The organism is Pseudoalteromonas sp. SWXJ133 (assembly GCF_015864365.1).
Lineage (GTDB): Bacteria > Pseudomonadota > Gammaproteobacteria > Enterobacterales > Alteromonadaceae > Pseudoalteromonas > Pseudoalteromonas arctica.
Window position 1 is genome coordinate 1 of sequence record NZ_JADYXJ010000043.1, and the last position, 13,628, is coordinate 13,628.

Here is a 13,628-nt window from a genome sequence, read left to right on the forward strand (position 1 = left end):
CGTTCAATCTGAGCCATGATCAAACTCTTCAATTAAAAAGTTTTATGTCTTTCGACAGCTCAATGAATTCTGAATTTATTTTAATATCTTTCGATATTGAATTGACTGTGCCGAATAATTATCGAAATAACTATTCTGTTGGTCACTCAGTTTTCAATTGAGACTCTAATTTTTTTGCCTCACTACCTAAGTAGGTTGGCTGTTAGAACTCAATCTGTACGAGTGCCCACACAGATGATTGCTTTATATTGTTAAAGAACGTTTTGAGTCGCTTTAGCGCCTCAAGGGATGCGAATAATACACCCTTTATTTTTCGAGTCAACACTTTGTTTTAAACTTTCTTTCGACAATTTAAAACCGAAGTTTTATTTAACTCTCTGAGGTAGTTCGTGCCTCGCTATGCGTTGGCGTTTCCCGTCTCAGTGGGGTCGCATTATAGGGAGATTCGAGCGGGGGTCAATGTTTTATTTCAGCTTTTTGACAATTAAATGAATTTAGTATGAAAGCTATACAAATAAAGGGCTGCAGGATACTTTTAGTTTAAAAAACACTCATAATTTATGTATCAATTGATGATGTATTAGTAAGGTTTAAACTAAGCTGTATGTTAAACAAACAACACACAGCTTTATTTAAAATTAAAGATTTATTTAGATGCTATTTCCCATACGGCAATAGAGCCTGATATTTCATTTCCAACAATTAAGAGTGGATTTCCTGTTGCACTTTGCTCTGCTGAAACGAATACCATTCCTTCAGGTGCCAAATCGCCTGTAATATTCGCTCCTTTAATTAAGCCTCTATTATAGAAGTAGTCTTCAAATTGCACATTGTATGGATTAGTAATGTCGTAAGCCATAATACCGCCCATACGTTCTAATCCAACAAAAGCAAATGTACGATCGTCAATTTTACCAATAGTCAGCGCTTCAGGCTCTGCGCCTTTATCATCTGAACGTGAGTCACCTTTGTTTTCATCTTCACTATTGTTAAATGATTCACCATGCACAGATGCTGTTATACGTGCTATATCGTCACCTGAATCAAAAACCACCAGCCCATTGCTATCCCAAATAGTAAAAGAACGTGCGCCATAGCCGTAAAGCGATTCGTATTGTCCGTCGTTATTAGTATCGCCTTTTATTGTTGTTACTTTTAAGCGACCAATATCATCATCGTCATTATTTAAGTAATCAAAATTAGCAGCAAGAGTTAAGTCTTCAACGCGGCTTTCATCTATATAAGCTAAGCAGCCATCGTCTTTATCGTAATCAAGTCCGCCCTTTGCTATACAGTCTGCTTCATCCGTTGTATCAAAAAAGTATTCTCTTGCGTCACCTTCGTTGGCAGTAACTATAAAGTTAGCGCCTTTCCAACTAAAGCTTGAGATAGTATCGGGCTGGTACATACCATAGAGCCCTGGGTATGATTTAAAATTCACGCCGCCGTCTTTATCTGAGGCATCAAGTTGTATTGTAAGCTTGACCAATCTTTAAAGCCTAAGCCCTTTAGCTCAAGACTGTTGTCTTGTAGGTTAACTATTGCAAGTGCATTGTTTTCTTGAATAGATACATAAGCATATTTGTTATCTTTAGAAATGCTAACGTACTCGGGCTCTAAATCCATAGCTACTGTGGTATTTATTAGATTACCGTTAATAGTACGACCATTTGGGTTTGCAAAAACTACCCCTTGCGCTTCTAGTTCGGTTTGTTTGTTGTTATAGGCTTTAAAATCAATATTTATTGCTGTATCGGCTATTACATTATTTGTTATATCGATAATACTAATAGAACCTTCAGGATCTACGCTGTAGTCGCCACTTGGTTCACCTTCGTTAGCAACCACTGCCTTTGCGCCATCATGGGTGAACGTCACCATGTCTGGTAAAAATCCGACTGTAACATTTTTAATAAATACAGGTGAGTCGCCGCTTATATCGTAAAAAGCAATTTGACCTGTATCACCCGTGCTTTCAGCAGCCATTGCAACCGCTAGTAAATTATTGTTTTCATCAACAGCAATGCTGTTTGCATCGCCTTGGGTATATTCGTTTAAAGACAACGTAATAATGGACGTTAAATTTGTGGCGTTTATAACCCCTTCGTTATCTTTAACGAGTGCGGCAGTATCAAAGGTGTCGGCGGGTAAAATATTAACAACAACGTCATCGCCTGAACTGTTAATAGTGTAAATCCATTTTTTAGATGCTTGATATGCAACTATTTCAGCTGCACCTTCTGGGCTTTGTGCATTTAATACACCTCTACCCACAAGGTTAATATTTAATGCTGAATTGGCATTTATACCATTTAACCCATTAGTTCCATCTGTGCCTTGTTCTCCCTGTAATCCTTGAGAGCCGTTTTGACCATCGTCACCATCAAGTGAGCAACCAGTAAGAACAGATATAAGTGACAGCGCAATAATTGATTTTTTAAACATGTAATTTTCCTTAGTATTGTATTTACTAAATATCAACACACAGGCATGACAAGATTATGGCAGTTTTAATACAGCCCTTAGCCTAAGTAATTAGCTTATACGCTAGCGGAGTTATTAAAATTAAAGCGGCCGTATAGCCAAGAATTTTTACAGTCGGGGAATAATCTCGTTTAATTGCAACCCCTAGCAAAGGTCTAAGTACATCAATACGTGTAATACCCCATGTAATAACACCGCAAAAAGACCAAGTCCCTGTAATAATGATGAATGGTTCAGCAACAGGCCCTAAACTTAAAGGCTGTAGTAAAAAACACAAAATAATCAAAATGCTTTGATGCAATAAATAAAAGGGAAACACCCATACATTGAGCTGTTTTAAATAGTAAGTATTAAAATTTAAAAATCGGTGAGCGAACGCGAGTACAAAAAATACACCTACAACACGTTGAATATTGTAGCTAGCGCTTAAAATAAAATGAGGAAGAGTAAACACCTTCTGATAACTTAATATTATAAGTACAAACAAAACCGCAAAACTCAAAGCCAGTAATACCAAGTTTTTATTTAAGCAGTTCCAAAAGTAAGTGTTTTTGGCAAGTATGTATCCTGCGAGTAGCAGTATTAAGCCGTTAGTCTCTCTGATTGAATCGCCAGTTAAGTAATGGCTTGTAAATAGTACGGCAATAGTGAGCAATTTAAACTTCAGCTAAAATAAAAAAGGCTACCTAAGTAGCCTCTATTGTTATTTTTTAACTGGGCGTTTCCAACCTGTTAAATTACGCTGTTTAGAGCGTGCTATTGCTAATTGATCATCTTCAACGGTACTGGTGATCACAGAGCCTGCACCAATTGTTGCAGTTGCACCTATATTTACTGGAGCAACGAGTGATGAATTAGAACCAATAAAGGCATTATCGCCAATAATAGTTTTTGCTTTGTTAACACCATCGTAGTTACAGGTAATAGTGCCAGCGCCAATATTCACTTTTTCGCCAATTTCAGCATCACCTAAATAACTTAAGTGGTTGGCTTTAGAGCCTTTACCTAAACGGGTTTTTTTCATCTCAACAAAGTTACCAATGTGTGAGTCTTCTTCCATTACAGCGCCTGGGCGAAGGCGAGCATAAGGACCAAGCGTACACTTATCTGCAACTGTGGCATCTTCAATCAGTGTATTAGCTTTAATAATAACGTTATCACCAATACTACAATTTTTAAGGACACAGTTAGGACCTATTTGTACATTATTACCAAGCGTCACCGTGCCTTCAAAAATAACGTTTACGTCGATAAGTACATCTTCACCGGTGGTAACTGTTCCTCGCACATCAATACGCGCAGGGTCAGCAAGTGTTGCGCCATTTAACATTAACTCTTCTGCTTGCCATGCTTGGTAAGCGCGCTCTAAGCCTGCAAGTTGTACGCGGTTATTTGCGCCCTCAACTTCCATTGCATGATCTGGCTGAGCTGAAGTGATTTCTACGCCTTCACTGTGAGCCATTGCAACGATATCTGTTAAGTAGTACTCGCCTTGTGCATTATTGTTAGATAAGTTACCTAACCATGTTTTTAATAGCTTACCGTTAACAGCCATAATGCCTGTATTTACTTCGTTGATAAGTAACTGCTCTGGACTTGAATCTTTTTGCTCAACAATACCAACTAACTTACCACCGGCACGAAGCATTCGACCATAGCCATTTGGGTTTACCAAATTTACCGTTAATACCGCTAAACCATTTTTAGGTGTTGCGGCTAATAAACGCTCTAGTGTTGATTGTTTTGTTAGCGGTACATCGCCGTATAAAATCAATACTGTATCTTCATCGTTAATATGAGAGTTGGCTTGCGCTACTGCGTGGCCAGTACCGAGTTGTTCTGCTTGGAGTACCCAATTTACATCGTTATCGGCAAGTTGTTGTTGTAATAGTTCGCCGCCATGTCCATAAACTAAGTTTGTAGTCGTTGCACCTAATGCCATCACATTATCAATAACGTGCTGTACCATTGGTTTACCTGCAACTTTGTGCAAAACTTTAGGTAGAGCAGAGCGCATGCGAGTACCTTTACCCGCAGCAAGAATAACAGTTGTTAGAGCCATTAAAACAATTTCCTTTTTTCGTTGTTTTAGCTAAATAAGTCTTATGTATGATCAGAAGATTACGTAAACCACTTCTTGTGCAAATACTCAGTAGCTTATTTTACTAGCACTGAATCTTGACTGAAAAACACACTTAATTGAATAGCGTTATTGTAGCGAGGATTGGTGAAATATATAAGCGCGTTTAAAGGTATTACAACTTTAAACGCGCTTTTTTATTTAGCTTTACCTGTAGAAAAGTATTTTCGCCTTAGCAAATCATGTATTACAAACTCTTGCTCTCTTCCATATGCTTTAAATATACGGTTATTGTGCATGTGTAAAAGTGAGCCTAAAAGTGAATCTCGTGTACAGTTAAGCTTATTTTCTTTAATGAGCTTAACTAAGGCTTTAACAATTGGCTCAGCGTTATTTTGCCATTCTTTAAGTAATTTAAAAATAAACTTTTGCGTTTCATCAAGGCCATCTGTATCAACAGTATTTAGCTTAATGAAGTCGTCATTTAACTGATCTTGATACTCTCGAAAACGGCTACCTAACTGCTTACGTAAAATACTATTTTCGTTAAACTCATTACCAAAACCATCTCGTAAACGGCTAATCAAACTTAAACGCTCATCATCCGTGTAATTAAATAGATTGAGTAACTTATGTGTATAATTTAATGCTATTCGCCAACGTATATCTTCACCGTAGTCGTCAACTAGTAAACATGCGTTTGTAATTAACTCACTATCATACATAAATAAAGATTCAGCCAAGGCTATGGACTCAGGCCCACCATAGCGCTCAACTTCTCGCTCATATGTCATTAGCTCTACTTTATGTAATTCACCGCTTTCGATCATTGGATCAAGTAGGTTATTTAATAAAGGTAGTAACTCACCACATAATATATTTGGCTTTCCATGAAAACGAACTCTAACATGCCAGTCTGGATCTGAGTATCTAATAAAAAACCACTTGTTATAAAGGTTTTTGTTTGACTCAATGAGTGGAAGTAACTTCTCACACAGAAGTTGTTCAACTAAAGAATTACCGCTATAAATTTTTAAACTGAGCCACTCAGAACCAGCACTAAACCTTCTTTTAATTGGCTTGGCCGATATATTTGCAAGTGGCTCATCTACAAAGTGCTTATGTACTTTTGCCGCTGTATTTCTAAAAGGTACTATTACTTCATTATTATAATGATGCCCTTGTTCATCTCTTACACGTGAGGAAAAGCTAGAAGATAAAACCTCCTTTAATTCAACCTTGGTTTGTCCTTTAGTCTCTGCTAGTAAAATTTCAAACATGTCAGAGTTTCGCAAGTCCAATTGCAAAATATTATCAAACATTGCATAACAAACTTGCGGGTCTAATTGGAAGGTAGCTAAGAGAGCATTGAGCTTATCCATATTAAGCTGGCCATCAATTAAAACTTCTTGTAGATATTTTCTATCGATGCGCCATGTTTTTTCACTAAGCACTAAATTATCTAACATTATCCGTGGTACAAAACTATCTCTGGTTGTACTTTGCGGCATAGAAAACTGAGGTACTCGCCCATCTTGATGTTGCAGCATGCATAAAAATTTATATGCACTAAGGCTGCGCGAAGAATAATTGTGTGCACATGACAAGCGCGGAACAATTTGTTTATTTAATCGCTTACTCCAGAGCTTAACCTGATGGCCTTCAACCCAAACATATAAATCACTTAAATGAATTTGATATTCGTCATTTAGGCTGCTGTCAGCCATAAATACAATCTCGTATTCACGTAAATGCGGACGAGCAATAACGTTACCGGGTCGCCCTTCTGGCATATGTACAACTTCAGCAAAAATAACATCTGGAGAATGCGCCTGTTCTAGCCTTAACTCTTCCCTCACTGCATTTTTTAAACTTTCATCTAAATGACAAAAACGGCCTAATAAATTTGCTGATGATGGCCCATAGCAGCCATTAAACTTAATTATAGGATTGTGTTTATCATCTTCGTACAAACTTAGCATTGCAGCAAAAGAGCTGGGATAATATTTTAGTGCGTCAGTATTTGTCGCTTTAACTTTGAGTTCTTTACTTTTTAGAACAATACAGTTTTTATTGCGATTTTTTGGTAAACTAATTGCTTCTTCAATAATTGCATCAATTAGACTCACACCTGCCGGAGTATTGAGAATACCGCCTGCCCGAGCGAAGTGTAAGCCGGCAACCAAAGGTGCTTCATAGCCTGTTTCATCTGAAATGCCAATTCCGGTTTCATCATCTAAAATGACATCAAGTGCTACAAACTGCCCTTCAAAACGAGCATTAAATTGGTTAATAAACGGGGATAAAGGATTGCTTCTTTCGTTCAAGCTCAAACCAGACAGTAGCTCAAGTTGCTTTTGCAAGCGGTTAATTTCTATTTCGCTTAAATAACAAGTACTGTAGTTGCGATATATATCAGCTTGAAACAGCTTATTTTCTTGTGCTTTTATTGGCAATTTATCTAAATGTGTAAGTAATTGCTTGTATGGTGCAATGCTTCCTAAATTATCTTCATCTAAATGATCTATTTTTACCAAAACTGTAGCAAGATGATCAGCGTAAATATTTTCTTTAAGATTTTGAATAGACTTTAATAAAGCATAATCTGGAGAATCTCCAGTTAATGGCAATGGTATATCAGCTATTAAAATGCCTTCATCTATTAAATCTTGAATGTATGACTCTACATCTTCTTTATCGGCATCTATATATTGCTCACAAAAAGCCTTACATAAGTTATTAAAGCTAATCCCGGTACTTGCTAAATTTAAAGCAAATTTAAAATATTCGTCACTTTCCACCGCGCTTAAACGATATTGCATACTATCATCGAAGAGGTAAGCTTCTATGTAACGACACTGCTCCGCGATGAAATAATGAGAGGGATTTGGTTTATATTTTAGTGTGTCAGATTTCGAGGTATGCTTGATAAAATAGTCTTTAAGCTCATTTAGGTAAAACATGTCTAAACGAGTCTTTCGGCTATCTTTTTTATAATCCCCACAGATTAAATCTGTAACCGAAGTGATCTCACCTTTACTTACACCCGAAAATAAACCGAACGGTGTTGCTCTTGAACACATCCGGATCATATATTTTATTAAAGCGTGTGATACCTTTTTACCTTGCTTAGTGTCTGGTTTTTCACGCCATAGATTTATGCGTTCTAATAGCGAGGGGCTAGCTAAATAAAGTGCTTCTTGAACACCATACATAGCTAACCAGCTTTCAAGTATTTTATTGGTATCAGCATTCGCATTATTAAACTGTAGAAGTTGTTCGTTACTTAACCGTGGTGCACGTACAACAAAGAATGGAGCATTTTTTATTTTATTAGTCATTCCAATTTCCTTTTGTATTTTAATCAATTAGCAAACTATCGGCCCAACCAAACTCACCATTTAAAAGACTTATAATTACTAGCCCAATTCCTGAATACCCCATTAAGAGACTGAAATCCTCTTCATAACCGCCTTTATCACCTTTATAGCTGTAAAAGCTGCTAATTCCATTATCTTCATATTGCTCTAAAGCAAAACTTAGCCAATAGTTAATTGCTGCTTGTAAATCTGGATGTGGAGATAGTTTATTTAACAAGCTAAATATCATTATTAACCCAAAATAACCGTGGCAAATCCCCGCATCCTTGACGTAACCAGAAATCTCATCACGCTTGGCCGCGTGACGAGCGATACCGAGTGCTCTTTCAACATAGTGAGGCATATTTAAAGCGACCCCTACGCGCATAAGAGTCAAAGCAATTGTTAAGTCACCATAACACCAACCTAAACGGGAATCTCCCCCATCACCAGCACAACTGCCAAAACAAGCGTTACTACTTAAATTACAGTTTTGATTAGTCAATAGCCAATCACAACTGCCTAACAATAACTTACGCGCTCTTGCCTTTAGCTTGGGTATACGTAGGACAGGAACTAAAGCAGCAATAATACCTGGCACACCATGGGCTAAGCCTAAATTATACTCAGGTAAGTTTTCATCATTTTGATTAAACCTATAAGCCGACTTATAGGGTTGAGACCAAGTAATATTTCCATTATCAAAGTAAGTGGCTGTTTGCTCAAAAGCTCTAACGATAATACTGTAAAGTCTTGTTTGATCGGTAAAACGAGCACGTCTTGCTGTATAAGGTGTGTAACCCGCTAGACCTAGTATTGTTTCAATCTCACCAAGCCAAACATCATTCTGAGACAAACTATTAGCAAATAGAGTATCTATACTTTCAAGAAGTTCGCTATCGTAATCAGCTTTATTTGATTGATTTAAAAACTCCAACAACCATCCCTGCCCAGCTAACCCCGAACTAAACTCCAAGGACTGCTTAGCTAACTGAGCTTGTAAAAGCTCCATTTTTTCATTTAGGAGTGAATCACCGACACAAATATCCTCAAACTTATCTGCATTGTATAAAAACAAGATGTAACCAGCCAACCCATTTAATAGCCCATTACCACTCTCTTTTTTTATTATCTCTTCTGATATTTTTTGAGTTATTTCTTTGAGGATAACCTTCATCACATCACTTTGTGTATTGTCAACCAACCCGTTGATTGTCATGAAATTCCTTTTATCAAGTTCTTTAAATTTTAAATAATTATAATTTCACATTAACATTAAAAGTACAAATGTTAATATTCCACATTGCATATTTAACTTATTGTGGTGTAATAACGTACTACTATATTGCTAAGCTATAAATTAGAAATGAAATTACATAAAAAGAATATTAAAAGCTTATCCTCAGGCATGCAACTCGTGCCAAATGAGATTACGCCATTGATAGTCGGTGGGGCTATAAATGAAGGCCACCATAGGTCGCTGCATGAAAGATATAATTTACAAGTAGACTTAAGTTATCAAAAAATATTTATAGGTAGGGAAATAAAAGAACTTGAGTTGGTTTAACTTCGATTCAGGAAAAACTCACTACCCTGATCATTTAGAATAAATCATCATTAATAGAAGAATCTAAGTTAGCTCACTCTTTATAACAAAAAGTATGAGCTAACTACTATTTTTCAATACACTTCTACCTTAGTAGAAAAACACTTACGACTAGCTAGGTTTGAAGTGCAGTGGAATGTCTTACATTTCTGAGATACAAACAATACCACATGAATTTAGAGTAAACATATTGCCTGTTGGTTGCTCAACCGGATAACTTGCCCCCCCCGCAACTTCTTTTGTAGCCAGTTTAGTACTATGGCCTTGTTGAGAAAGATTTTTAATTGCTTTTTTATTCATTTTGATATTCATAATATTTTCCTTACATTTCTAATTTATTGATGGTTGCAGGGCTACAAGTAATAACTGTTGGAGGGCAAAAACCACCTACAACTTTGTCTGTCATTTTAATATCAATTACATTAAACTCTTGTAACTGTTTAAGTTTTCTTTTATTCAATTTCATAAGTTGTCACCGGTTACAGCTGAATAATAATAAATGGTGGAATACAACCATTACCATTTTCATCCATATACACCCCACCAAAAATATTCGCTATCATTTCTTTATTTTGTAACTCAATCATGTTTTTGCCTTTAAGTATTAATAAAAGTGAATTTTAACTTTGCTTTATACGGGATATTACTACACCCATAAGTAAGAAAATTACATCCATTCTTCAGGTGGAAATGGGCGAGGGTCGTTGCCGTCTTCAGGGATAGCCATGGTAACAACATCACCAGGTCCTCCATCTTCTTTAAGGCTTAAAGTGAAGTTAATATCACCTTTACCGCCAACAACTTGCTCTTCTTGTGATTTTTCTAATGAAAATGGGTGCATTTTCTTTTCCTTATTTACTTTCTCATGGGTGGCATTATTGCCGGCTTCATTACGTAATACTCCGCCAAGAATTCACGTAATGTTAAAGATTGTCTTTAGCTATAAAGTTTTTACTTACATCCACTCTTCAGGTGGAAATGGGCGAGGGTCGTTGCCGTCTTCAGGGATAGCCATGGTAACAACATCACCAGGTCCTCCATCTTCTTTAAGGCTTAAAGTGAAGTTAATATCACCTTTACCGCCAACAACTTGCTCTTCTTGTGATTTTTCTAATGAAAATGGGTGCATTTTCTTTTCCTTATTTACTTTCTCATGGATGGCATTACTGCCGGTTTTATTACGTGATACTCCGCCAAGAATTCACATAACGTTAAAACTAATCTTTTTGTTTAACCAATTTCATGATTACGGGAATAACTTTCGGATAGCTTGTAAACAATCTACCCAATTACCATCTTCGTCCCAACCTAGGCCACCATTTACTGATTTCAGTTGAACAAGACTTAACTCTTTCATGTATATTTCCTTTTTATCAATTATTAATGTTCTAACATGTAATCAACTATATAATCAGATATTGGAATACCTGATTGCTTTTCAAAACCAATAAACATGGGAGAAGGGTTCGCTTCTAAAAAATAATACTCACCGCTTTCGTTCCTTCTCCAATCTATAGCTGTCCAGCTGAGATATAGCTCTTTAGTTATCTCTACAGCTTGGCTATTTATTAACTCAGGAGTATCAATAACTATTAATTCAGCGCTATTATCTTCTCTAAAGTCCGCCATGTTGCTTTTTAGTTCAATGGATATAATGTACTTACCAACTACATAGGTTCGTATATTTGTCCCAGCAATAAACTCTTGCACTGTAATGGGAGACTTAGCCAATGCTGTTTCGACCCTTCCTGTTTCTAAATGGGACTCTGTCAACATTTCAGTATGTGCGCCACCGTAAACAGGTTTAAAAATACTTTGATCTAATTTTTTATAGATATCTTTTATATCTTCTAAGTTATTACCAATATACGTTTGCGGTATTTTGATACCTAAATCTTTTATTTTTTTCAATTGATAGGGCTTTTCTTGATGGTGTTGAAAAGCTTCCCAACTATTAACCCACTTAGTACCATTTTTTAAGTAAAACCATGTTCTTAAGCAGGCCATACTATCCTTTGCAGCAACACCCTGCTCAGTCATAAAGGTAGCCCGAGTTTCTTCATCAGATACACCCGAAAAGCTACGCCAAAAAACGGCTTTAATATCACTTAAGTTAATAAGCGTGCCGCAACTTAAAGTTAAACTGCCATAGCCATCATTAGGTGAAAAACTAAATTTTACTTTTCTTGGAAAGTCATGCGTTTGCAGTAAATATGCATCTACATTTCTCGCTTTTAATTTATTTAGTATTTTTAGAGCATGCTCATCATGTAACTGCCCAATAACAATATAAGCCATTTATAAACCCTATTAGTTAAGTGTGTAATAATCTAAATTGCCCATATCGCTTTCCGCTATGTTAAATATTTGACAGCTATTACTTATCACACCGTCTGAATCTAAATAACTGTCGATACAATCGGCTGCAATTTGCTTATCTAAAAAGCGCTCAAGTTCATATTCTGATTGGAAGTACTTAGCCATTTTATTATTCCTATTTTATTATTTTTGGCTGTAACAACTACGCTTTCAAATGTGCATATAAAATCAGCCAATTACTGGTTTAGAATTCAAATTCATGTCGCTCTATGTTTTCGACGGGATTAATAATGAGCGTATTTTTTAAATTTAGCAAAAGCCAAATAAGAGTAAGTTACATCTAAAAATCAATAATTTAACTTAAAACATTATTCTTTTATAATTTTATTTTATGGTCTAAATATGAAATAATCGTTTTGATAAGAGCTGCATATTATTTAATTAGTTGGTGAATTGATTGGGGCCGTTTCAACTATGAGTAGCAATGTTTAAAGTTTAGGAAATGACTATTTATGAATAAAGTAAACGCTTTTTTATAGATATAAGGATGATTCGTAAAAAGGTTTTATCGAAAACTTAATTGGCAAATTCAACTGGGATTCTCATTAAAACTATTATTTAAAATCTTGTTCAGCAATTAACAATAAAATCACATTTTGAATCAAGCTTAGAATAAAAACCGCAATGTCAATAAAGTGATAAAAATGCCTGCTAAAGGGAAAGGTTTTGAATTACTCTGTCATCTTAAGTTATTTAGTAAGGGGTGGCAGAAAAGTGATTTAATATATGACCATAAAAAGGAGTTGTTTTTATCAATAAATCAACAATCACTGGCTCAAAAATGTAGATGTATGTCCGCTTACCAACGAAAAACCGAAGCAATCAATATGGTAACTATAGAAGAGCATGGCCTAATAAATTATTACCCGGATAGGAGGCTATAGTAACCTGGTGATGAAAGCCCCTAAAAAATTTAAAGCACAATAGATAAGCGATAGTTAGCGCTGGCAATAAGCTCAGCTATTTGGCTTGAGGGCCCATTAGTAATCAGAGTTTAATGCTTGGAGTTGATACAGCGTTATTACTTGTTAACCGTTTCTCAATAAAAGAGCGTACTCTCAATCGAACCACTGTATAAAAGGCTTTGATTGCAGCCAAAGCTTAGATCTCACATTACCTAAACAAGGTTATAAAATAATTAATTTATGGGTCTATTACCCATACCAGGGCTTAGGTTATATAACACCAATAAAAAGCTGTAAAAGCTAAACAGCGAGAACGCTACAGCTGGTCGTCGTTAAAAATGGAGGGGATTACCTGCCCTTTGTCTATATATTAAAGCTCGCAGTTTTTGAGGGCAAAAAAAAGGAGCATATCTGCTCCTTATTCATCTCATTTCTCGCAATAAGTTAATATTACTTCTCCGCCAAGAGGGGTAATATTATTTTTTAGATTCAAAAATACCAACCATCTTACTAAAAATTTCATCGATTTTATCCGCTACACTTTTAGTACCACCGTTAATATTAAATATCTCTTTCTTATTTAAAGTTTTCATTAAATCAACCTAAACAATCAAATACATCATTAATAGTATCAATAATACTATCAACTATTGATTTACCACCATTCACTTCCTCTAACTGTACTGCGTTTAATTCTTTCATTTTATTTTTCCTATCTGATTATTTAATTTTGATACCAACACATACACCATAATAATGGTCAACAAGCATAAAAACTGGACTTGAAATACATGTACCACCGACAATATAATTAA

General features: G+C 35.8%; 10 protein-coding genes and 1 pseudogene. All 11 read right to left on the minus strand.

Annotation, left to right across the window (positions count from 1 at the left end):
* Positions 1–646: 646 nt before the first annotated feature.
* Positions 647–2,445 (minus strand): annotated as a pseudogene (locus I6F40_RS19425) (choice-of-anchor I family protein).
* Positions 2,446–2,527: 82 nt separating this feature from the next.
* Entirely contained in the window at positions 2,528–3,139 is a 612-nt protein-coding gene (locus I6F40_RS19430; RefSeq protein WP_231609396.1) for a hypothetical protein, read from the minus strand.
* Positions 3,140–3,187: 48 nt separating this feature from the next.
* Positions 3,188–4,546 carry a bifunctional UDP-N-acetylglucosamine diphosphorylase/glucosamine-1-phosphate N-acetyltransferase GlmU gene (gene glmU, locus I6F40_RS19435; protein WP_197193329.1) on the minus strand — a complete coding sequence of 453 codons (1,359 nt, stop codon included), beginning with the start codon at positions 4,544–4,546 and terminating at the stop codon, positions 3,188–3,190.
* Positions 4,547–4,761: 215 nt separating this feature from the next.
* On the minus strand, positions 4,762–7,905 hold the full coding sequence (locus I6F40_RS19440; RefSeq protein ID WP_166379653.1) for a lantibiotic dehydratase: 3,144 nt from the start codon (positions 7,903–7,905) through the stop codon (positions 4,762–4,764).
* Between the two features lie 19 nt (positions 7,906–7,924).
* Positions 7,925–9,142, minus strand: coding sequence for a lanthionine synthetase C family protein (locus I6F40_RS19445; RefSeq protein WP_166379651.1), 1,218 nt, complete (start codon positions 9,140–9,142; stop codon positions 7,925–7,927).
* Between the two features lie 528 nt (positions 9,143–9,670).
* The gene (locus I6F40_RS19450; protein WP_166379649.1) at positions 9,671–9,841 is read right to left on the minus strand and encodes a hypothetical protein; all 171 of its coding nucleotides are present in this window, start codon (positions 9,839–9,841) and stop codon (positions 9,671–9,673) included.
* A 10-nt stretch (positions 9,842–9,851) separates the two neighbouring features.
* Positions 9,852–9,995, minus strand: coding sequence for a hypothetical protein (locus I6F40_RS19455; protein WP_166379647.1), 144 nt, complete (start codon positions 9,993–9,995; stop codon positions 9,852–9,854).
* A gap of 201 nt (positions 9,996–10,196) precedes the next feature.
* Positions 10,197–10,370: a hypothetical protein gene (locus tag I6F40_RS19460; RefSeq protein WP_197193330.1), complete on the minus strand. Its 174-nt coding sequence runs from the start codon at positions 10,368–10,370 to the stop codon at positions 10,197–10,199.
* 114 nt (positions 10,371–10,484) lie between these two features.
* Positions 10,485–10,658 (minus strand): hypothetical protein, encoded by a 174-nt coding sequence (locus I6F40_RS19465; protein WP_197193330.1) that lies wholly within the window; start codon positions 10,656–10,658, stop codon positions 10,485–10,487.
* Positions 10,659–10,909: 251 nt separating this feature from the next.
* Complete coding sequence (locus tag I6F40_RS19470) at positions 10,910–11,827, minus strand: ATP-grasp domain-containing protein (RefSeq protein WP_166379694.1); 918 nt, start codon at positions 11,825–11,827, stop codon at positions 10,910–10,912.
* Between the two features lie 12 nt (positions 11,828–11,839).
* Positions 11,840–12,013 carry a hypothetical protein gene (locus I6F40_RS19475; protein WP_004336037.1) on the minus strand — a complete coding sequence of 58 codons (174 nt, stop codon included), beginning with the start codon at positions 12,011–12,013 and terminating at the stop codon, positions 11,840–11,842.
* Between the last annotated feature and the right edge of the window lie 1,615 nt (positions 12,014–13,628).